A 19,117-nucleotide genomic window follows, 5' to 3' on the forward strand; every position below is an offset into this window, starting at 1 on the left:
AACATGAGAAAGCACCAATTACAAGTTCACAAATTAACCATTTTATCCATGATGATTGCCCTTGATGTAGTTCTTACACCCATCTTTCGAATTGAGGGAATGGCACCGATGTCCAGTGTAGTCAATATTCTAGCAGGAATCATGATGGGACCTGTTTATGCCTTGGCTATGGCTACAGTGACAGCCTTTATCCGTATGACGACTCAAGGGATTCCGCCTTTAGCTCTTACAGGAGCGACTTTTGGAGCCCTTCTAGCAGGTCTCTTTTATAAGTACGGTCGAAAATTTTACTTTTCTGCCTTGGGAGAAATTTTGGGAACAGGTATTATTGGTTCTATTGTGTCCTATCCTGTTATGGTACTCTTTACAGGATCGGCTGCTAAACTTAGCTGGTTTATCTACACTCCTCGATTTTTCGGAGCAACCTTGATTGGTACAGCAATTTCCTTTATTGCCTTTCGATTTTTAATCAAGCAGGAATTCTTTAAAAAAGTGCAGGGATATTTCTTTGCTGAAAGGATAGACTGATGCTGGAATTATCAAATCCTTTTCCTTTGGAAACGACTTCCCTCATTCACTGCATTACCAATGAAATTTCTTGTGAGATGCTGGCAAATGGGATTTTGTCTCTGGGATGCAAACCTGTCATGGCAGATGATCCCCGTGAGGTTCTTGATTTTACTAAGCAAAGCCAGGCACTCTTCATCAATTTGGGGCATTTGTCAGCTGAGAAGGAAAAAGCAATCCGTATGGCAGCTTCTTATGCAGCTCAAGTTTCTCTTCCAATGGTAGTAGATGCAGTTGGCGTAACGGCTTCAGTCATTCGTAAGAGCTTAGTTAAAGACCTTTTAGGCTATAGACCTACGGTTCTTAAAGGAAATATGTCAGAAATCCGAAGTCTTGTTGGCTTAAAGCACCACGGCGTTGGTGTCGATGCGAGTGTTAAAGATCAAGAAACTGAGGATTTGCTTCAAGTCTTGAAAGATTGGTGTCAGACTTATCCTGGTATGTCATTCTTAGTCACAGGCCCCAAGGACCTCATCGTTTCAGAGAATCAGGTTGCTGTATTGGAGAATGGCTGTGCAGAATTAGACTGGATAACAGGGACAGGAGACTTGGTTGGAGCCTTGACAGCTGTTTTTCTCAGCCAAGGAAAAACAGGTTTTGAAGCTTCTTGCTTGGCAGTCTCTTATCTCAATGTCTCTGCTGAGAAAATAGTTGTTCAAGAAATGGGATTGGAAGAATTTCGTTACCAAGTACTCAATCAGCTTTCGCTCCTCAAAAGAGATGAAAATTGGCTAGATGCCATCAAAGGAGATGTTTATGAATAGAGAGGCGCTTAGACTCTATCTAGTAACCAATCGCTACCAAGATTCCTTGGAAAGCTTTCTTGAAAAGGTTGAGACGGCCTGCCGTTCAGGAGTTACCATAGTCCAATTACGAGAAAAAAATCTTACAACCAATCAATATTATCAACTGGCAAAACAAGTTAAGGAAATAACAGATGCCTATCAGGTACCCTTGATCATCGATGATCGTTTGGATGTCTGTCTTGCGGTTGATGCTGCTGGTCTGCATATTGGAGACGATGAACTGCCAGTTTCGATTGCCCGACAAGTCTTGGGCCCTGAAAAAATACTCGGTGTAACAGCTAAAACGGTAAAAAGAGCCCTCGAGGCAGAAGAAGGAGGAGCAGATTACTTGGGGACAGGAGCCATTTTCCCGACTACGACCAAGGAAAATGCTCCTATCACCCTGATTTCAACCTTGAAAACAATTTGCCAAAGGGTCGCCATTCCAGTAGTTGCTATTGGCGGCTTGACGTCAGAGAACATTGAACAGCTTATTGGCACTGGCATAGCTGGTGTAGCTGTAGTGCGTGATTTGATGCAGGCAGAAGATATAGAGGCAAAAACGCAAGCCTTTTTGACAAAGTTGGATGACATTATTTTCTAATTAATACTCAATGAAAATCAAAGAGCAAACTAGGAAGCTCGCCGCAGGTTGCTCAAAACACATCTTTGAGGTTGTAGATAAAGCTGACGTAGTTTGAAGAGTATAAAAACTCTCTAATTCCCTTAAAGTAGGAACTAGAGAGTTTTTTTAATCTTTAAAGCTTGTATGGTTGACTGGGCCAGAACCGTGACCGAGTTGAGGAGCGTCTTGGATGGCTTTCGTAATAAAGGCCTTGGCCTTATCAACTGCCTGGTAAAGACTTCTGCCCTTGGCTAGTTCAGCCGTAATCACTGCAGCAAAGGTACATCCAGTACCATGGGTGTGACAGGTTTGAATTCTTGGGCTTTCCCAGACAAATTGTTCATCCTTGGTAAAGAGGAAATCCTTGGCACCACCTTCGAGATGACCACCTTTGATAACAACGGACTGAGGACCAAATTCTTTTAGAATCAAACGCCCAGCACGCTGCATGTCTTCAGGATCATGGATTGAAAAACCAACAATCTCTTCTGCCTCAGGAAGATTGGGTGTGATGATGGTTGCAAGAGGTAGCAAGTTTGTTTTGAGATAGTCTCTTGCGTTTGTATCAATCAAAGTATCTCCACTGGTGGCAACCATAACTGGATCAAGCACATAAGGACAATCAAGGTTCTTTAAGTAGGGTTGGATAATTTCCATGATTTCTGTTGTCGCTAACATTCCAGTTTTCACAGCCTGAGGTGGGATATCAGAAAAGACACTGTCCAATTGAGCTTTCAACATTTGAGGAGAAACATGCTCGATTAATTGAACGCCTCGGGTATTTTGAGCGACAAGACTGGTCACAACTGCCATTCCATAGACATCTCTAGCTTGGAAAGATTTTAAATCAGCCATAATGCCAGCACCACCACTAGGGTCAGTACCTGCAATGGTCAAAGTAACGGGTAAATAAGTCATCTAAAACCTCCCAACCAACTGAAGTTTGTATTCTTAAGAACAAGCTAGTCCGTTTCAGGAAGGCAATAGAAGACTGTTAGTCACCATTATCATTTCCACTTTCATCAGCTAGCATTACCTAGATTGAGTCAAAGGGATCTAACAGTTGTTAATCTCAGCTTTACGCACCCCTAGTGGTTGTTTTCTTTTTTCTTTAGTATAGCATATTTTTATAGTTTATATAGTAAAAATTGACTGGAAATCCTTTATCAAATGCTTAAAATTCTATTTTCCAAAGAAAAGATTAAGTTCATAGTTGACAAATGTAGATTATAAGAGTATACTAATAACTGTGATCGACAAATGTAGATTTTAGGAGGTGTGATTATGCAGATTTCAGATGCAGAATGGCAGGTTATGAAGATTATTTGGATGCAGGGGGAGCAGACCAGTTCAGATTTGATCAGGGTTCTGGCTGAGCGATTCGACTGGTCCAAGTCAACCATTCAAACTCTTTTGGCTCGTTTGGTCGATAAAGAGTGTCTGACGAGGAAAAAAGAAGGCAAGTCCTTTGTCTATTCAGCCCTTTTAACTTTGGACCAAAGTCGGGATTTACTTGTCAAAGATATCAAGGACAAGGTTTGTTCTCGTAGGATTAAGAACTTGTTGGCTGATTTGATTGCTGAATGTGATTTTACTCAGGCTGACTTGGAAGACTTGGAAGCTGTGATTTCTGAGAAGAAATCAAGCGCTGTAACAGAAGTAAAATGTAATTGTATGTAAAGGAGACGTCATGTTAAATAGCATTGTAACCATTATTTGTATTGCCCTTATCGCGTTTATCTTGTTTTGGTTTTTCAAAAAGCCTGAAAAATCTGGACAAAAGGCCCAGCAAAAAAAGGGCTACCAAGAGATTCGAGTGGAGGTTATGGGGGGCTATACGCCTGAGTTGATTATCCTCAAGAAATCAGTGCCAGCCCGCATTGTCTTTGACCGTAAGGACCCTTCACCCTGTCTGGATCAGATTGTTTTTCCAGACTTTGGTGTTCATGCGGACCTGCCAATGGGGGAAGAGTATGTAGTGGAAATCACGCCTGAGCAGGCTGGAGAGTATGGTTTCTCTTGTGGCATGAATATGATGCACGGTAAGATGATTGTAGAATAGGAGAATGATATGACTGAAATTGTAAAGGCAAGCCTTGAAAATGGTGTTCAAAAAATCCGTATTACGGCAGACAAAGGCTACCATCCAGCCCACATTCAACTGCAAAAAGGGATTCCTGCTGAGATTACCTTTCATCGTGTGACACCCTCAAACTGTTATAGAGAGATTCTCTTCGAAGAAGAAGGGATTCTAGAACCAATCGCTCAAGACGAGGAAAAAGTCATTCGCTTTACTCCTCAAGACTTGGGCGAGCATGAATTTTCATGCGGCATGAAGATGCAAAAGGGGAGTTATACTGTAGTTGAGAAGACTCGAAAATCTCTAAGCCTTTTACAACGTTTTTGGATTACTAGTATCTTTACTGTGCCTCTTGTGATTCTCATGATTGGGATGTCGACAGGAGGAATTAGTCACCAAGTTATGCGTTGGGGAACCTTTTTAGCCACAACACCGATTATGCTAGTAGCAGGTGGTCCTTATATCCAAAGTGCTTGGGCTAGTTTTAAAAAGCACAATGCCAACATGGATACCTTGGTTGCTCTGGGAACCCTAGTGGCCTATTTCTATAGCTTAGTTGCCCTCTTTGCTGGTCTCCCCGTTTACTTTGAAAGTGCTGCATTTATCTTCTTCTTCGTTCTTATGGGAGCCGTTTTTGAGGAGAAAATGCGGAAAAATACTTCCCAAGCTGTGGAGAAATTGCTGGACTTGCAGGCTAAAACAGCAGAAGTCTTGCGTGAGGATAGCTATGTCCAAGTTCCTTTGGAACAAGTCAAGGTAGGTGACCTGATTCGAGTGCGTCCCGGTGAAAAGATTGCTGTTGATGGTGTCGTAGTAGAAGGTATCTCTAGTATTGATGAGTCTATGGTGACAGGTGAGAGTCTGCCTGTGGACAAGACAGTTGGAGATACCGTCATTGGTTCAACCATCAATAATAGTGGAACACTTGTTTTTAGAGCAGAAAAAGTTGGTTCAGAGACTGTTTTGGCTCAGATTGTGGATTTTGTGAAGAAAGCTCAGACAAGTCGTGCTCCGATTCAGGACTTGACTGATAAAGTTTCAGGGATTTTTGTTCCAGCAGTTGTCATTTTAGGGATTGTGACCTTTTGGGTTTGGTTTGTCTTGTTGAGAGATAGTGTAGTCGTGCTTGGAGCTAGCTTTGTGTCCTCTCTTCTCTACGGAGTGGCGGTTTTGATTATCGCCTGCCCTTGTGCCTTGGGGCTCGCAACACCGACAGCCCTTATGGTAGGGACAGGACGCAGTGCCAAGATGGGAGTTCTCCTCAAAAATGGAATGGTTCTACAGGAAATCCAGAAAGTCCAAACTCTTGTCTTTGATAAGACTGGAACTTTGACGGAAGGGAAACCTGTGGTAACAGATATCATCGGCGACGAAGTAGAAGTGCTTGAATTGGCAGCCTCCTTGGAAGAAGCTTCTCAACACCCACTGGCTGAAGCCGTTGTGAAACGAGCCAGTGAAGCTGGACTTGAGTTACAAACTGTTGAAAATTTCCAAGCCTTGCACGGAAAAGGTGTCTCAGGGCAAATCAATGGAAAACAAGTTCTGCTTGGAAATGCTAAAATGCTGGATGGCATGGATATTTCTAGCATTTATCAAGAAAAACTAGAAGAACTGGAAAAAGAAGCTAAGACAGTTGTGTTTTTGGCTGTGGACAATGAAATCAAAGGCTTGCTTGCTTTGCAGGATATCCCTAAGGAAAATGCTAAGCTAGCCATCAGTCAGTTGAAAAAACGAGGCCTTAAAACAGTCATGCTGACAGGAGACAATGCAGGTGTGGCGCGTGCTATTGCAGATCAAATCGGAATTGAAGAGGTCATTGCAGGTGTCTTGCCAGAAGAAAAAGCTCATGAAATACATAAACTACAATCAGCTGGAAAAGTAGCCTTTGTTGGTGATGGCATCAATGACGCTCCTGCCCTCAGTGTAGCAGATGTGGGGATTGCTATGGGAGCTGGAACAGATATTGCCATCGAGTCAGCAGATTTGGTGTTGACAACTAATAACCTCCTAGGAGTGGTTCGTGCCTTTGACATGAGTAAGAAAACCTTTAATCGAATTCTGCTCAATCTTTTCTGGGCCTTTATCTACAATGTCGTTGGAATTCCGATAGCAGCAGGAGTCTTTTCAGGTATTGGATTGGTCCTCAACCCAGAATTGGCAGGTCTAGCTATGGCCTTTAGTTCTGTATCTGTTCTGACCAGTTCCCTTCTGTTAAACTTTAGTAAAATAGATTAAAAGCGGGCTTGCTCGCTTTTTATTATAAAACAGAAGCTAAAACGTTTTCAAACTGTACTGTAATAGAGAATAGAAACTTCTGAGCAGATTCTTAGTAAACTAAAAATAAATGTGATAAATTAGTAGTGTAAAAATTTACTGAAACGTTTTCAAAAACTATATGAAATCTTTTTTAGTAGATTTAAAAATATTTGAAGGAGAGTTATCATTATGACTCAAGGGAAAATTACTGCATCTGCAGCAATGCTTAATGTATTGAAAACATGGGGCGTAGACACAATCTACGGTATCCCATCAGGAACACTCAGCTCATTGATGGACGCTTTGGCTGAAGACAAAGATATCCGCTTCTTGCAAGTTCGCCACGAAGAAACAGGTGCTCTTGCAGCGGTTATGCAAGCTAAATTCGGCGGCTCAATCGGGGTTGCAGTTGGTTCAGGTGGTCCAGGTGCGACTCACTTGATTAACGGTGTTTACGATGCAGCTATGGATAACACTCCATTCCTAGCGATCCTTGGATCACGTCCAGTTAACGAACTCAACATGGATGCTTTCCAAGAATTGAACCAAAACCCAATGTACAACGGTATCGCTGTCTACAACAAACGTGTAGCTTACGCTGAGCAATTGCCAAAAGTTATCGACGAAGCTTGCCGTGCTGCAGTTTCTAAAAAAGGTCCAGCTGTTGTTGAAATCCCAGTAAACTTCGGTTTCCAAGAAATCGACGAAAACTCATACTATGGATCAGGTTCATACGAGCGTTCATTCATCGCTCCTGCTTTGAACGAAGTTGAAATCGATAAAGCTGTTGAAATCTTGAACAATGCTGAACGTCCAGTTATCTATGCTGGTTACGGTGGTGTTAAAGCTGGTGAAGTGATTACTGAATTGTCACGTAAAATCAAAGCACCAATCATCACTACTGGTAAAAACTTTGAAGCTTTCGAATGGAACTACGAAGGTTTGACAGGTTCTGCTTACCGTGTTGGTTGGAAACCAGCCAACGAAGTGGTCTTTGAAGCAGACACAGTTCTTTTCCTTGGTTCAAACTTCCCATTTGCAGAAGTTTACGAAGCATTTAAGAACACTGAAAAATTCATCCAAGTGGATATTGACCCTTACAAACTTGGTAAACGTCATGCCCTTGACGCTTCAATCCTTGGTGATGCTGGTCAAGCAGCACAAGCTATCCTTGACAAAGTGAACCCAGTTGAATCTACTCCATGGTGGCGTGCAAACGTTAAGAACAACCAAAACTGGCGTGATTACATGAACAAACTCGAAGGTAAAACTGAGGGTGAATTGCAATTGTACCAAGTCTACAATGCAATCAACAAACATGCTGATCAAGACGCTATCTACTCAATCGACGTAGGTGACACTACTCAAACATCTACTCGTCACCTTCACATGACACCTAAGAACATGTGGCGTACATCTCCACTCTTTGCGACAATGGGTATTGCCCTTCCTGGTGGTATTGCTGCTAAGAAAGACAATCCAGATCGCCAAGTATGGAACATCATGGGTGACGGTGCATTCAACATGTGCTACCCAGACGTTATCACAAACGTTCAATACGACCTTCCAGTTATCAACGTTGTCTTCTCAAATGGTAAATATGCCTTCATCAAGGACAAATACGAGGACACAAACAAACACTTGTTTGGTTGTGACTTCCCTAATGCTGACTATGCGAAAATCGCTGAAGCGCAAGGTGCTGTAGGATTCACTGTGAACCGTATCGAAGACATCGATGCAGTTGTTGCAGAAGCTGTTAAACTCAACAAAGAAGGTAAGACAGTTGTGATCGATGCTCACATCACTCCACATCGTCCACTTCCAGTAGAAGTACTTGAGTTGGATCCAAAACAACACTCAGAAGAAGCAATCAAAGCCTTCAAGGAAAAATACGAAGCAGAAGAACTCGTACCATTCCGCCTCTTCTTGGAAGAAGAAGGATTGCAATCACGCGCAATTAAATAATTTCTCTCGTCGAAAATCAAATTTTAAATTTGTAGAATTTATTCTTTGATTTTCATAGAGTGAAACTTAAAAAGATCGGAGCAATCCGGTCTTTTTCTGGAGGATAGTTAATGAATTTAAATCAATTAGATATCATCGTTTCAAGTATTCCTCAAGTCTGTGCTGACTTGGAGCGTATTTTGGATAAACAGGCAGATTATGTTGATCAAGGCTTTGCTCAGTTCACGATTGGCAGTCATTGTCTAATGTTGTCCCAAAATCATTTGATTCCTTTGGAAGATTTTCAGTCAGGTATCATTCTTCACATTGAGATTGAGGATCTAGAGCAGAATTACCAACGTTTAAAAGAGAGAGGTGTCGAGATTTTACACGGTCCTTGTGAAACGGATTGGGGAACAGAGTCCTTATTAGTTAAAGGTCCTGCTGGTCTAGTGCTTGATTTTTATCGTATGAAATAAGGGGCTTAGTCATTTGAAGATAACCTTAACTATTCTTAAAACAGAATGTGAGAATATGAACTATTGAAAGATCGGAGCAATCCGGTTTTTTTTCTGTTATGCGATTTTCAGTCCGTCTCGTTCCATTAGGTGCGAGACAAAAAACCACCCGCTGACGGGTGGTTATGATTTCTACACTTATTGTTTGGCTTCCTGTTTTAATTGTTGCACCTGTTCCTTGTACTGGAGAAGCTCCTTGTCTTTTTTATGGATAGTCGTTTCTGCTTCAGCAATGCGGCTTTTCAGCTCTTGAGTCTTGCCATGGTGATAGCTAAAACCAATAGCACTACCAACAATGATCCCGATTACTAGACAAGTAAAAATCACCAAAATCAAGGGAGCAGATAGTTGTGTAAAGACAAGACTGACAGTTACTGTTTGACGATTGAGCAGACCAAAGGAGATCACAATGACTAATAAGATCAAACCGCCAATTAGATAAGCCTTATCTTTCAGTGACAATTCATTAAATTTTTTTAGCATAAGTTCCTTTTCTCCTGACTATGTTGATAGAAAATTACACACCATTTAGGTATTAACAAAATTCATTTTACTAGAAAATTTCGATACTGTCAATAATTTCTAACAGCTTATTTACCATCAATCGATTCATTGAAAAGGAGTATTCATTTTCTAATATTTGATTGACTAAACAGATCGGAGCAATCCGGTCTTTTTATTCGGTATCTTTTTTGTTAAAATAGATTTATCATCATGTTTTAAGGAGGAAAAAGATGCCAACAACTTTCTTTCTATTAATTGGCTTAATGATGTTAGGCTTTGCTGCCTCCACCTATTTTATGTTTTCCCATTTTATATTTAGTAATTATAGTAATGCCAAGAGATGTACCGAAAGAACGGAAGGATTTATTATTCGATATTCCTATGTTCTTTATAATGGGATTAGTCTCCCAGTTGTTGAATACACTGTTGATGGAAACCAATACAAGGTCGTAGGGCCTAAATTTCTATCTGCTATTTCAAATACAATCAGTACTCCCTTAGGTTCAATCGTATCTGATGTAAAAACGGATAATTTTGAAAATGGTGAAATTCCACAAGTTTTAAGATACAAAGTTAAGGGGAATAGTTTTTTGTCTTATACAAAATCTCCACTTAAAGAACGCTTTCCAATTGGTGGAAAAGTTGCTGTTTATTATGATCCTAAAAAACCAAAACATTCCTATGTAGAAAGACCACTAAGACCTGGGCGATATGCATGGTTGGCAAAATGTTTTATCTATCTCAATGTTTTTATTATGGTTGCTCTAGCTTTCTTTATCATGTTCATTCTTCCAAATCTTATGAAATAAAGCAGTTTTGCATACAAACTTCAACTACCCTATTTAGCTTCTATGTACATCGTAGAAGCTTTTTTATAAAGAAAATGCTTTTCTTAAAACATTTTTTGGGGCTATTTCAGAAATTTTTAAATGTTTGATAGTATACTAGTACTAGTAAATCATGTGAGGTAAAGTGATGACAGAAAGACTACAATTTCCAGAGGGCTTCCTCTGGGGTGGTGCAACAGCAGCCAACCAATGCGAGGGTGCTTATAATATAGACGGGCGTGGTTTAGCTAACGTTGATGTTGTACCTATTGGTGCAGATCGTGAAGCCATTATCACAGGTCGGAAAAAGATGTTTTCGTTTGAGGAAGGCTACTTTTACCCAGCCAAGGAAGCCATTGATATGTACCATCATTACAAGGAAGATATTGCCCTTTTTGCAGAAATGGGTTTTAAGACTTATCGGCTTTCTATTGCTTGGACTCGGATTTTTCCTAAGGGCGACGAAGCGGAGCCAAATGAAGCTGGTCTAGCCTTTTATGAAGATTTATTTAAGGAGTGCCACAAGTATGGTATTCAACCTCTGGTGACTATCACGCATTTTGACTGTCCTATGCACTTGATTAAAGAATACGGTGGTTGGCGCAATCGTCGTATGATAAACTTCTATGAAAATCTCTGTCGCACCCTCTTTACCCGCTATAAGGGCTTGGTCAAATACTGGCTTACCTTTAACGAAATCAACATGATTCTTCATGCACCCTTTATGGGAGCTGGGCTCTGTTTTGAAGAAGGTGAAAATCAAGAACAAGTCAAATACCAAGCAGCTCACCATGAGTTGGTAGCTTCAGCTCTGGCGACTAAGCTTGCCCACGAAATTGACCCAGAAAACAAGGTTGGATGTATGTTGGCAGCAGGGCAGTATTATCCTAACACAGCCCATCCGAGAGACTACTGGGCTGCTATGGAGGAAGATCGCAAGAGTTACTTTTTCATTGATGTTCAAGCGTGTGGGGAATACCCAAGCTACGCTAAGAAGCAGTGGGAGCGTGAAGGAATTGAGATTGAAATGACGGCAGAGGATCTAGACTTGTTGAAGAATTACACTGTTGACTTTGTTTCCTTCTCTTACTATGCAAGTCGAGTGGCATCAGGGGATCCAGAAGTTAAAGAATTAACAGCTGGAAATGTTTTTGCCTCTCTCAAAAATCCCTATCTAGAATCCTCAGAATGGGGATGGCAGATTGATCCACTTGGGCTTCGTATTACCCTCAATGCCATCTGGGATCGTTACCAAAAGCCTATGTTCATCGTAGAAAATGGCCTCGGTGCTATTGATACACCGGATGAGAATGGTTATGTAGCAGATGACTATCGGATTGCTTATCTAGAGGCCCACATCAAGGCTATGCGAGATGCCATATACCAAGATGGAGTAGACTTGCTCGGTTATACAACTTGGGGTTGTATCGATCTGGTTTCAGCTGGAACAGGCGAAATGAACAAGCGCTATGGCTTTATCTATGTGGATCGTGATAATGGAGGTCATGGAAGTCTCAAACGTAGCAAGAAGAAGTCCTTCTACTGGTACAAGGATGTCATTGCCAGCAATGGTGCAAGCATTGAGTAGAACACATTTATTCACTATTTTTACAAAATCTTCTCCCTACTTTATAAGATATGAAAAAGAGTTCAACTAGAACTCTTTTTTTGCTATAATGAAGAGAGAACAATCAGACAGGAGATCAAGATGTCAGAACCGTTATTTTTAAATTCTGTAATGCAAGAAAAAATCTGGGGTGGGACTAAACTACGTGATGAGTTTGGTTACGACATTCCAAATGAAAAGATTGGTGAGTATTGGGCGATCTCAGCTCACCCAAATGGTGTGTCTAAGGTAGCCAATGGCCGCTATCAAGGAACAGACCTCGCTAGTTTGTATGAGGAACACCGTGAGTTGTTTGGCAACCGTCCAGAACCAGTATTTCCACTCTTGACTAAAATCCTAGATGCCAATGACTGGCTCAGTGTTCAAGTTCACCCAGATGATGCTTATGGACTAGAGCACGAAGGCGAACTCGGAAAAACAGAATGCTGGTACATCATCGCTGCGGATGAAGGTTCAGAGATTATCTACGGTCACAATGCCAAGTCAAAAGAAGAACTCCGCCAGCAAATCGAAGATAAAAACTGGGATGAATTGTTGACCAAGGTCCCTGTTAAGGCTGGAGATTTCTTCTATGTGCCAAGTGGCACCATGCATGCTATCGGAGCAGGTATCTTGATTCTTGAAACCCAACAGTCTAGTGATACCACCTATCGCGTCTATGACTTTGACCGCAAGGACGACAAGGGTAACTTGCGTGAACTTCACCTTGAAAAATCAATTGATGTCTTGAACATTGGTGAGCCAGCAAATAGCCGTCCTGTAACTGTTAAAGCAGATGATTTGCGTTCCACTCTCCTTGTATCCAATGATTTCTTTGCAGTTTACAAGTGGGAAATCACTGGAAAAGTTGACTTCGAAAAGACAGCTGACTACAGCTTATTCAGTGTCTTAGCTGGTCAAGGTCAGCTTACTGTTGATGGGAAAAACTATCCAATCCAAAAAGGTAGCCACTTTATCCTACCTAGTGATGTTGAAGCTTGGACTCTGGAAGGGCAAGGTTTGGAATTGATTGTTAGCCATCCATAAAAAAGAAAGGGCCTGAGTTCACTACTCAAGTCCTTTTTGATTACATAAATTGGGCGATGAAGACTACGATGATGATGACTGGAATGATGAAACGAAGAAGGAAGAGCCAGACTTGGAACAGTCCCTGTTTCCATGCTGTTTCATCGAGATGGAGTTCCTCCATTGCAAGAGCCTTTTTAAAGATATAGCCTGTAAAAAGTGAAAGGCAGAGAGCTCCAAATGGCATAAGGAGATTGGAAACCAAGAAGTCCATAGTATCAAAGAAGGTCTTCCCAAAAATATGAACATCTGCCATAATACCGTAAGATAGGGCTGAAGGGATTCCAAAGACAAAGGTCAAAATTCCTAAAATAACACTCCATTTGGCACGCTTGCTGTTGTCCTGATTGGTGATATTGCCTACATTGATTTCCAACATAACGACAGAAGAAGTGACCGTCGCAAAGAGGAAGAGGAAGAGGAAGAGGATGTAGAAAATGGTTCCAAAAGGCATCTTGTCAAAGAGTTGAGGCAAGACGATAAAGAGCAAGCTCGGTCCCCCTTCAGACTGGATATTGAAGGCTGACATAGCAGGGAAAATGGCTAGACCTGCCATGATGGATACTGAAATATTCATGGCTACGATGGAAATCCCTGACTGGACTAGATTTGTTTTCTTATCCAAATAAGAAGCATAGGTCAACATAGCTGTCACCCCTAGTGAGAGGGCAAAGAAAGACTGTCCCAGAGCATAGAGGAGACCAGCACTGGTCAGCTTAGAGAAATCTGGTTTGAGGAAGTAAAGAACCCCTTCCATGGCATTTGGCAAACTGAGAGAGCGCCCAATGATGACAACAAAGATGATAAAGAGAAGAGGCATCATGACTTTCGAAGCTCTTTCAATCCCTTTTTGAACCCCACGTGATACAATAAAGATATTCAATAAGATAAAGGCTGCTTGAGCTCCTAGGGCAATGGCTGGATTTGAAATGATTGAAGTAAATAACTGAGCGTAATCCCCCGTTCCACCAAGTTGGAACAATTTCCCAAACTCAATGCCTAGATAGACTAGAATCCATCCTCCAATAACACTGTAAAACGATAAAAGGATAAAAAGGGCAAAGGCACCAATCCAACCGATAAAGTTGTACTTGCTATTCTTGCCGAGTTTTCCAAAGGTTTTAATCCCAGAGACACCAGCACTTCTGCCGAGGGCAAATTCAGCTAGCAAAAGAGGGAAACCGATTAGAATAGTGGAAATGAGAAAGACCAGTAAAAAGCCTCCTCCACCGTTAGCAGCAGTCATGTAAGGGAATTTCCAAACGGCACCAAGTCCGATGGCTGAGCCAGCAGACGCTAGGATAAAGCCCAATTTAGAACCCCATTGCGATTTTTCAGACATAGTTAAACTCCTAAAATTAGTGTTACAAAAGAAAAAGCTACTGCCCTTGGCAAATAGCCTCATCAGTACTCAAAATGAGCGTTTCTTTTGATTGATAGACTTGACTATCCTATCATGTTTTCTAAGGTCTGTCAAGAAAACCATTTTCATGTTATGATAAAGTAAAAAAATTTCGCAAAAACGCTTGACTCTGACCTAGGGGGAGGGGTTATACTATCAATGTAATACTCTTCGAAAATCTCTTCAAACCACGTCAGCGTCGCCTTACCGTACTCAAGTACAGCCTGCGGCTAGCTTCCTAGTTTGCTCTTTGATTTTCATTGAGTATAAGGAGGAAATCATGTACCATATAAAAGAAGCTGCGCAGCTTTCGGGTGTCTCTGTCAAGACCCTGTACCACTACGATAAGATAGGACTCTTAGTCCCCTTAAAGTCAGGAAACGGCTATCGAACTTACAGTCAAGAGGATTTGGAACGTCTTCAGGTCATTCTTTACTATAAATATCTAGGTTTTTCTTTAGAAAAAATAGCAGAGCTATTAAAGGAAGAAAGGACAGATTTATTGCCTCATTTGACCAGGCAGTTGGACTATTTGACTCGAGAAAGGCAACATCTGGATAGCTTGATTTCCACCTTGCAAAAAACCATTCAAGAACAAAAAGGAGAAAGAGAAATGAGCATTCAAGAGAAATTTGCTGGATTTAACTACCAAGACCATCAAAAATACCACCAAGAGGCGGTAGAGAAATATGGCCAAGAAGTCATGGACCAAGCGCTCGAGCGCCAAAAAGGTCACGAAGACGAAGCTACGGCTGCCTTCAATCAAGTATTTCGAGCCTTGTCACAAAATCTTCAAGCTGGACTGCCTGTAACAGCAACAGAAAACCAAGAAGAAGCTGCTAAACTCTTGCAAGCCATCCGTACTTATGGATTCGACTGCTCTATTGAGGTATTCGGTCATATCGGTAAAGGCTACGTCTATAACCCAGAATTTAAGGAAAACATTGACAAATTTGGACCTGGAACAGCCCAGTACACATCAGATGTCATTGCCTATTATGTCCAAACTCAGACAAAATAAAATCGGAGGAGCATTCTTCCGATTTTTACTAAATTCAAGCACTACTTGCTTAATAATTTTTCTACTACATTTAGTTTTCGCATTGTCAAATCTACATTAAAAAGCTTTTCAAGATAGTTGGTATGGAGTTTCTTTTGTTTAGCAGTTCTAGGGAGATAGAGGTAAAGGCAGTGGTTACCGATACAAATTTCTTCTTCACCGTAATCAATTTTCAATTTGTCTAAAGGGAGGCTTTGAATAGATTCTTGATAAAAAATCACGTGTATACGGTCATAAAGATAGTGTTCTCCAAAAGGGTTTTCTTGGACAATGTTTTTAAAAATATCCTTATTCTTAATGATTATTTTGAGATCGGCTCCAATCTTTTTCTTTATTAGAGTATGAACCTGTTCTCGTATTTTTTCTAAGGCTAAGTTACTTTCAAGAATGATATTACCACTTTGAATATAGGTTCGAACTTGTTGAAAACCGGCTTCTGTTAAGATATCTACTAGATAAGACATTTTAGGGATAGCATTTTTTCCATTAGGAGTAACTCCCCTTAACAAGATAATATGTTCCAAAGGACTTCCTTTCTTTTGGGGCTGATTTAGCCATTAAATAATTCAGATTTAGATTGGGTTTGATCCCGCCACCCAACCAGTACAGAGGGCAGAAGTGATGTTAAACCCACCCGTGTGGGCATTGATATCCAGTACCTCGCCAGCAAAGTGGAGTCCAGGTACCAGCTTACTTTCTAGAGTTTTGGGATTGATTTCCTTGAGACTGACGCCCCCTTTGGTAACAAAGGACTTGGCAAGGGACATTTTTCCGGTCACAGGGATTTTGAGTGCTTTGATAGACTGGAGAAGTTGTTCGCGTTCCTTTTCAGTCAGTTGTTTGACTTTTTCTGGATAGCCTTGCACAAAAAATTCTGCCAAGCGTTCTGGAAGCAAAGTTTTTAAAGCGTTTTTCAAGGATTTTTCACGATTTTCTTCTAGGAATGCAGCCAAGTCCTTCTCAGAAAGTTGAGGGAAAACATCCAGTGAGAGAACCTCCCCACCCTTGACAAAGCTAGACATACGCAGAGCAGCAGGGCCAGACAAACCAAAGTGGGTAAAAAGCAGATCGTGCGTGATGACATGCTTACCATAACTTAGGGTCACATCGTCCAGCGAAATACCCTGCAAGACCTTGTGTGGAAAATCTGTCAACAAAGGACTTTCAGCAGCCTCAAGCTCGGTAATGGTGTGTTTAAAATGACGGGCAATCTCATGACCAAAGCCAGTCGAACCAGTAGAAGGATAGGATTTACCACCTGTTGTGACAATGAGTTTCTCACAAATGAAGCTTTGGTCTGCGGACTTAAGGACAAACTGGTTGTCGTTTTTTTTAACCGAAACAATTTCGGTTTGAGTAGCAACTTGACCACATAGCTCAGTGATTTTCTTTTCCAAGGCTTCGATAATAGTCCGAGACTTGTCACTAGCAGGAAAGACGCGCCCGTGGTCTTCGACCTTGAGTTTAACACCATTTTCCGTAAAAAAGTTAATGATATCATGGTTATCAAATTGGGAGAAGACACTGTATAGAAAGCGTCCGTTCCCAGGAATTCCAGCTAGTAGGTCGTCCAAGCTACCATTGTTAGTGACATTGCAACGTCCCCCACCAGTCCCAGCTAATTTTTTTCCAAGTTTCCGATTTTTTTCGATGAGGAGGGTTTTCTGTCCATAAAAGCTACTGGAAATTGTAGCCATCATACCGGCAGGTCCTCCACCAATGACAATAGTATCAAAATGTTTCATAGCTCTATTGTACCACAAAAAAACAAGAGATGAAGTCACCTCTTGTCAAGAATGTAATTAATCAATTTCATATCCCATCAGCAAACCGCCATCTTCTGCATAGAAACTGCAGAGACCAGAGGTTGGGAGAATTTTGATGTTAGCTTGTGGGAAGGTTTCACGGATTCGCTCTGAGAGCTGTTGACAACATTTTTCGTTATTGCGTTGGGCCATAACAATACGGCCACCAGCATATCCTGCTTTCACTAACTCTTCATAGGCTGCCTGAATCGATTTCTTTGCTCCTCTTGCTTTTTGTAGCAATTCAAGGGTTCCAGTTTCACTAGCTTCCCCGACCATACGGATATTTAGAAGGCCAACGACCGTACCGATAAGCTTGCTCAAACGGCCGTTCTTCACCAAGTTATCGACTTTAGCTAGGACAAAGAGCAACTTGGTTTTTTCTTGATAGGCGGTAATAGCTTCAACCACTTCTTCAAAAGATAAGCCCTGGTCAATCAAATCATTTAATTTTTCTACGAGCAAGTCAACCTCACCACCAGCAGACAAACTATCAATCACATGAATCTTAGTGTCAGGATGGTCTTCCAGATAAATATTCTTGGCCAGTTGAGCACTATTGTGACTGCCAGAAAGAGTACCTGTGATGGTTACTAGGAAAATGTTTTTGGCTCCTTCAAATGCTCGCAAATAGTCATCTGGACTTGGACAAGCTGATTTTGAAGCTTCTGCAGTGGCATACATGGTTTCCATCATTTGGTCAATATCAAGACTGGCATCATCAACAAAAATCTGATCAGCTACTTGAATGGTTAAGGGAACACTTACAAAGGTCGTGTCAATAGCTGGTTTTGCTAGTTGACGATAATCACAACCAGAGTCAGCAATAATCTTCCAAGTCATAGAAATTCTCCATCTTTGTCAGTTATACATTGACAAAGGTTCTGTCTTTTTTTACAATTATATCATGAAAACCCTTGAAACAAAAGCCTTATCTGTCTGTTGTGACAAGTAGAAAGAAAATGTTATGTCTGAACGTAGAATCTCTGAAAAATCTCTTGAAAATCTCAGAAAATCAAACCAAGAATCCAATTTATTAACCAGAGAAGCCATCGAAACAGCCCTCTTGCAGCTCTTGGAAAAAAAGGACTTGACCAAGATTAGTATTTCTGAATTGGTTAAGCGTGCAGGCGTTTCTCGTGCAGCCTTTTATCGTAATTATGATTCCAAAGAGGAGATTTTAGAAAGCGTCTTTAAACGAACTGTCCACAATATTATGGAACAGTTGCATCATTATGATTTAAAGACAGACCTTTATCTGGTCTGGGTTCACCTTTTCCGAGAGGCAAGAAAGGAAGCCAGAGTGATTCAACTTGCCTTAGATTACCATCTGGAAAAAATCTTTGTCCAAGCCATGCAGGAGTTTCTGGAAAAATACCATGGAAAATCAAAAGGTGTCAGCTCTTATCTTCATTCCTTCTGGAGCTCGGCCATCGTCTCTGTCCTTCTAAAATGGATCAAGGATGGCATGAAGGTACCTGCTGAAAAGATAGCGGATTTACGGTTACCATTTTTTAAAAAATAGAGAAAAAGGAGAAAAGAGATGACTGAAAAAAGACTGGCCTGGGATGAGTATTTTGCAGCCCAAGCATTACTAATTGCCAATCGTTCCACTTGTAAACGTGCCAAAGTGGGCGCAATTCTGGTAAAGGATAATAAGGTTATTTCCACTGGTTACAATGGTTCAGTGTCAGGGACTGAGCATTGTATTGACCACGAATGTTTGGTCATTGAAGGCCATTGTGTTCGCACCCTTCACGCCGAGGTTAATGCTATCCTTCAAGGTGCAGAACGTGGTGTTCCTAAAGGCTTTACAGCCTATGTGACCCATTTTCCTTGTCTCAACTGTACAAAACAATTGCTGCAGGTCGGATGCAAGCGCGTGGTTTATATCAACCAGTACCGAATGGACGACTACGCCCAATACCTTTATCAAGAAAAAGGAACAGAATTGACCCATTTACCACTTGAGACCGTACAGGTAGCTCTTAAAGAAGCAGATTTAATGTAAAAATTATCAAAAATAAATGGTTTAGAAAGATTTTTAAACCG

Annotated in this window: 20 protein-coding genes and 1 riboswitch; of the genes, 14 read left to right on the forward strand and 6 right to left on the reverse strand. The window is 41.1% G+C overall.

From position 1 onward, the window contains the following. Positions 1-3 precede the first annotated feature (3 nt). The 3 genes from thiW to thiE are packed head-to-tail and all read left to right on the forward strand — an operon-like array spanning position 4 to position 1,956. Positions 4-528, forward strand: a complete 525-nt coding sequence (gene thiW / locus N5909_RS02515; protein ID WP_050236841.1) for an energy coupling factor transporter S component ThiW — start codon at positions 4-6, stop codon at positions 526-528. After that, positions 528-1,331 carry a hydroxyethylthiazole kinase gene (locus N5909_RS02520; protein WP_120718884.1) on the forward strand — a complete coding sequence of 268 codons (804 nt, stop codon included), beginning with the start codon at positions 528-530 and terminating at the stop codon, positions 1,329-1,331. The genes thiW and N5909_RS02520 overlap by 1 nt, the downstream gene beginning before the upstream one ends. After that, positions 1,324-1,956: a thiamine phosphate synthase gene (thiE, locus tag N5909_RS02525; protein ID WP_020901930.1), complete on the forward strand. Its 633-nt coding sequence runs from the start codon at positions 1,324-1,326 to the stop codon at positions 1,954-1,956. The genes N5909_RS02520 and thiE overlap by 8 nt, the downstream gene beginning before the upstream one ends. Before the next feature lie 147 nt (positions 1,957-2,103). Here the strand turns inward: thiE and thiD are convergent, their stop codons facing one another. Then, positions 2,104-2,895, reverse strand: a complete 792-nt coding sequence (gene thiD / locus N5909_RS02530; protein WP_271630747.1) for a bifunctional hydroxymethylpyrimidine kinase/phosphomethylpyrimidine kinase — start codon at positions 2,893-2,895, stop codon at positions 2,104-2,106. A gap of 83 nt (positions 2,896-2,978) precedes the next feature. Further along, positions 2,979-3,077: riboswitch (TPP riboswitch) on the reverse strand. A 184-nt stretch (positions 3,078-3,261) separates the two neighbouring features. Here thiD and N5909_RS02535 point away from each other — a divergent pair. The 5 genes from N5909_RS02535 to N5909_RS02555 all read left to right on the forward strand — a co-directional run bounded on the left by N5909_RS02535 (position 3,262) and on the right by N5909_RS02555 (position 8,736). Beyond that, positions 3,262-3,657 carry a CopY/TcrY family copper transport repressor gene (locus N5909_RS02535; RefSeq protein WP_271630748.1) on the forward strand — a complete coding sequence of 132 codons (396 nt, stop codon included), beginning with the start codon at positions 3,262-3,264 and terminating at the stop codon, positions 3,655-3,657. 10 nt (positions 3,658-3,667) lie between these two features. Next, entirely contained in the window at positions 3,668-4,039 is a 372-nt protein-coding gene (locus N5909_RS02540; protein ID WP_000935055.1) for a cupredoxin domain-containing protein, read from the forward strand. A 9-nt stretch (positions 4,040-4,048) separates the two neighbouring features. Then, positions 4,049-6,292: a heavy metal translocating P-type ATPase gene (locus N5909_RS02545; protein WP_271630749.1), complete on the forward strand. Its 2,244-nt coding sequence runs from the start codon at positions 4,049-4,051 to the stop codon at positions 6,290-6,292. A 210-nt stretch (positions 6,293-6,502) separates the two neighbouring features. Continuing rightward, complete coding sequence (spxB, locus tag N5909_RS02550; protein WP_271630750.1) at positions 6,503-8,278, forward strand: pyruvate oxidase; 1,776 nt, start codon at positions 6,503-6,505, stop codon at positions 8,276-8,278. A gap of 110 nt (positions 8,279-8,388) precedes the next feature. Then, positions 8,389-8,736: a VOC family protein gene (locus N5909_RS02555; RefSeq protein WP_020901924.1), complete on the forward strand. Its 348-nt coding sequence runs from the start codon at positions 8,389-8,391 to the stop codon at positions 8,734-8,736. 177 nt (positions 8,737-8,913) lie between these two features. Here N5909_RS02555 and N5909_RS02560 read toward each other — a convergent pair whose 3' ends face one another. Next, complete coding sequence (locus tag N5909_RS02560; protein ID WP_049503129.1) at positions 8,914-9,258, reverse strand: LapA family protein; 345 nt, start codon at positions 9,256-9,258, stop codon at positions 8,914-8,916. A 251-nt stretch (positions 9,259-9,509) separates the two neighbouring features. On the opposite strand from N5909_RS02560, the gene N5909_RS02565 reads away from it, so the two are divergent. The 3 genes from N5909_RS02565 to manA all read left to right on the forward strand — a co-directional run bounded on the left by N5909_RS02565 (position 9,510) and on the right by manA (position 12,759). Beyond that, on the forward strand, positions 9,510-10,088 hold the full coding sequence (locus tag N5909_RS02565; protein ID WP_271630751.1) for a DUF3592 domain-containing protein: 579 nt from the start codon (positions 9,510-9,512) through the stop codon (positions 10,086-10,088). A gap of 166 nt (positions 10,089-10,254) precedes the next feature. Beyond that, the gene (locus tag N5909_RS02570) at positions 10,255-11,694 is read left to right on the forward strand and encodes a 6-phospho-beta-glucosidase (RefSeq protein WP_271630752.1); all 1,440 of its coding nucleotides are present in this window, start codon (positions 10,255-10,257) and stop codon (positions 11,692-11,694) included. Positions 11,695-11,814: 120 nt separating this feature from the next. After that, on the forward strand, positions 11,815-12,759 hold the full coding sequence (gene manA, locus N5909_RS02575; protein ID WP_271630753.1) for a mannose-6-phosphate isomerase, class I: 945 nt from the start codon (positions 11,815-11,817) through the stop codon (positions 12,757-12,759). A 40-nt stretch (positions 12,760-12,799) separates the two neighbouring features. Here manA and N5909_RS02580 read toward each other — a convergent pair whose 3' ends face one another. Beyond that, the gene (locus N5909_RS02580) at positions 12,800-14,140 is read right to left on the reverse strand and encodes a sodium-dependent transporter (RefSeq protein WP_271630754.1); all 1,341 of its coding nucleotides are present in this window, start codon (positions 14,138-14,140) and stop codon (positions 12,800-12,802) included. A 340-nt stretch (positions 14,141-14,480) separates the two neighbouring features. Here N5909_RS02580 and N5909_RS02585 point away from each other — a divergent pair, with 340 nt between their 5' ends. Further along, positions 14,481-15,221, forward strand: coding sequence for a MerR family transcriptional regulator (locus N5909_RS02585; protein WP_049521803.1), 741 nt, complete (start codon positions 14,481-14,483; stop codon positions 15,219-15,221). A 41-nt stretch (positions 15,222-15,262) separates the two neighbouring features. Here N5909_RS02585 and N5909_RS02590 read toward each other — a convergent pair whose 3' ends face one another. Genes N5909_RS02590 through N5909_RS02600 form a run of 3 tightly spaced genes read right to left on the reverse strand, consistent with a single transcriptional unit; the run spans position 15,263 to position 17,908 of the window. Further along, positions 15,263-15,784 carry a DUF1697 domain-containing protein gene (locus N5909_RS02590; protein ID WP_070478650.1) on the reverse strand — a complete coding sequence of 174 codons (522 nt, stop codon included), beginning with the start codon at positions 15,782-15,784 and terminating at the stop codon, positions 15,263-15,265. Positions 15,785-15,832: 48 nt separating this feature from the next. Then, positions 15,833-17,005, reverse strand: a complete 1,173-nt coding sequence (locus tag N5909_RS02595; protein ID WP_271630755.1) for an NAD(P)/FAD-dependent oxidoreductase — start codon at positions 17,003-17,005, stop codon at positions 15,833-15,835. Between the two features lie 57 nt (positions 17,006-17,062). Beyond that, on the reverse strand, positions 17,063-17,908 hold the full coding sequence (locus N5909_RS02600; RefSeq protein ID WP_261037073.1) for a DegV family protein: 846 nt from the start codon (positions 17,906-17,908) through the stop codon (positions 17,063-17,065). 124 nt (positions 17,909-18,032) lie between these two features. Here N5909_RS02600 and N5909_RS02605 point away from each other — a divergent pair, with 124 nt between their 5' ends. Beyond that, the gene (locus N5909_RS02605; RefSeq protein ID WP_000004136.1) at positions 18,033-18,590 is read left to right on the forward strand and encodes a TetR/AcrR family transcriptional regulator; all 558 of its coding nucleotides are present in this window, start codon (positions 18,033-18,035) and stop codon (positions 18,588-18,590) included. Between the two features lie 18 nt (positions 18,591-18,608). Continuing rightward, positions 18,609-19,076, forward strand: coding sequence for a deoxycytidylate deaminase (locus tag N5909_RS02610; RefSeq protein WP_000136977.1), 468 nt, complete (start codon positions 18,609-18,611; stop codon positions 19,074-19,076). The last annotated feature ends 41 nt before the right edge of the window (positions 19,077-19,117 follow it).

This window comes from Streptococcus gwangjuensis, assembly GCF_028156745.1.
GTDB classification, from domain to species: Bacteria; Bacillota; Bacilli; order Lactobacillales; family Streptococcaceae; genus Streptococcus; species Streptococcus gwangjuense_A.

What these genes read in the sequence shown, in the direction of transcription:
- thiW (WP_050236841.1), top strand. Translation starts at nt 4, where the DNA reads ATGAGAAAGCACCAATTACAAGTTCACAAATTAACCATTTTATCCATG.
- N5909_RS02520 (WP_120718884.1), top strand. Translation starts at nt 528, where the DNA reads ATGCTGGAATTATCAAATCCTTTTCCTTTGGAAACGACTTCCCTCATT.
- thiE (WP_020901930.1), top strand. Translation starts at nt 1,324, where the DNA reads ATGAATAGAGAGGCGCTTAGACTCTATCTAGTAACCAATCGCTACCAA.
- thiD (WP_271630747.1), bottom strand. Translation starts at nt 2,895, where the DNA reads ATGACTTATTTACCCGTTACTTTGACCATTGCAGGTACTGACCCTAGT.
- N5909_RS02535 (WP_271630748.1), top strand. Translation starts at nt 3,262, where the DNA reads ATGCAGATTTCAGATGCAGAATGGCAGGTTATGAAGATTATTTGGATG.
- N5909_RS02540 (WP_000935055.1), top strand. Translation starts at nt 3,668, where the DNA reads ATGTTAAATAGCATTGTAACCATTATTTGTATTGCCCTTATCGCGTTT.
- N5909_RS02545 (WP_271630749.1), top strand. Translation starts at nt 4,049, where the DNA reads ATGACTGAAATTGTAAAGGCAAGCCTTGAAAATGGTGTTCAAAAAATC.
- spxB (WP_271630750.1), top strand. Translation starts at nt 6,503, where the DNA reads ATGACTCAAGGGAAAATTACTGCATCTGCAGCAATGCTTAATGTATTG.
- N5909_RS02555 (WP_020901924.1), top strand. Translation starts at nt 8,389, where the DNA reads ATGAATTTAAATCAATTAGATATCATCGTTTCAAGTATTCCTCAAGTC.
- N5909_RS02560 (WP_049503129.1), bottom strand. Translation starts at nt 9,258, where the DNA reads ATGCTAAAAAAATTTAATGAATTGTCACTGAAAGATAAGGCTTATCTA.
- N5909_RS02565 (WP_271630751.1), top strand. Translation starts at nt 9,510, where the DNA reads ATGCCAACAACTTTCTTTCTATTAATTGGCTTAATGATGTTAGGCTTT.
- N5909_RS02570 (WP_271630752.1), top strand. Translation starts at nt 10,255, where the DNA reads ATGACAGAAAGACTACAATTTCCAGAGGGCTTCCTCTGGGGTGGTGCA.
- manA (WP_271630753.1), top strand. Translation starts at nt 11,815, where the DNA reads ATGTCAGAACCGTTATTTTTAAATTCTGTAATGCAAGAAAAAATCTGG.
- N5909_RS02580 (WP_271630754.1), bottom strand. Translation starts at nt 14,140, where the DNA reads ATGTCTGAAAAATCGCAATGGGGTTCTAAATTGGGCTTTATCCTAGCG.
- N5909_RS02585 (WP_049521803.1), top strand. Translation starts at nt 14,481, where the DNA reads ATGTACCATATAAAAGAAGCTGCGCAGCTTTCGGGTGTCTCTGTCAAG.
- N5909_RS02595 (WP_271630755.1), bottom strand. Translation starts at nt 17,005, where the DNA reads ATGAAACATTTTGATACTATTGTCATTGGTGGAGGACCTGCCGGTATG.
- N5909_RS02600 (WP_261037073.1), bottom strand. Translation starts at nt 17,908, where the DNA reads ATGACTTGGAAGATTATTGCTGACTCTGGTTGTGATTATCGTCAACTA.
- N5909_RS02605 (WP_000004136.1), top strand. Translation starts at nt 18,033, where the DNA reads ATGTCTGAACGTAGAATCTCTGAAAAATCTCTTGAAAATCTCAGAAAA.
- N5909_RS02610 (WP_000136977.1), top strand. Translation starts at nt 18,609, where the DNA reads ATGACTGAAAAAAGACTGGCCTGGGATGAGTATTTTGCAGCCCAAGCA.